1 protein-coding gene and 1 pseudogene are annotated in these 874 nt (G+C 46.8%); both read right to left on the bottom strand.

All coding sequences use genetic code 11. From position 1 onward, the window contains the following. A pseudogene (locus tag ACTHS3_RS15690) lies at positions 1-401 on the bottom strand (amidophosphoribosyltransferase); the annotation flags it as partial. Between the two features lie 152 nt (positions 402-553). Beyond that, the coding region (locus ACTHS3_RS15685; protein WP_440368467.1) for a CvpA family protein at positions 554-874 on the bottom strand (321 nt) is incomplete at its 5' end.

The following is an 874-nucleotide window of genomic DNA, read 5'->3' as shown; positions in this document are numbered from 1 at the left end:
TTGAGTAGGACTTCAGAATCGGAGCTGGTATTAACGTGGCGCAGGTGTTTGTTGCATACGTTTTCATAGAGCTCTTCGGTATTGGTCAGATTACCGTTGTGTGCCAAAACAATGCCGAATGGGGAGCTGACATAAAACGGCTGAGCCTCTGCGCTACTGCCCGCATTGCCTGCAGTCGGATAGCGGACATGTGCAATGCCGGCATTACCGACCAAGTCGCGCATATTGCGGGTACGGAACACTTCGCGCACCATGCCTTTGCCCTTGTGCATATGAAATATATTGCCTTCGGCAGTAACAATGCCTGCTGCGTCCTGACCACGGTGTTGCAACATCTGCAAACCATCATACAACATCTGATTGACCGGCTCATGACTAACCAAACCTAATACACCACACATATTGTGCTTCTCCGAGTTTGAAGATTAAATGGGTAAGCTGTCATTATAAAATAATTTAGATGAGTTTGCTCGAATTGTTGACAATATGATGTCAAATTTACGCAAATAAAAGCGGATTCAGACGAACCATAGGCCGTCTGAATCCGTCAAACTCAATCATCCAATTCTTCTACTTCAGCTGCTTTACCCGAAAGATGCGGCATTGCGGTATCTTTCCCTGGCAGATAAGGCATCGCAGCATCGGCCAGTGATTCAAAATACGGAATTGTGTGTGAACTTTGCCACTCTTCCGTTTTCGGCAAATCAGTGTGTGAAAAAACCATCACTGCCAGTGTCACCAAAATCACACCTTTCACTGCACCGAATACGCCGCCAAGCAAACGGTTGATGCTTCCTAAACCAACGGCAGACATCAAACTGCTCAACAGCGATCGTGCCAGTTTCTGCAACAGCCATGCCAGAAAAAACACAGC

This window comes from Neisseria sp. P0009.S007 (assembly GCF_051962515.1).
The sequence above is the reverse complement of the archived record's forward strand: the minus strand, read 5'-3'. Positions and strand labels throughout refer to the sequence as shown.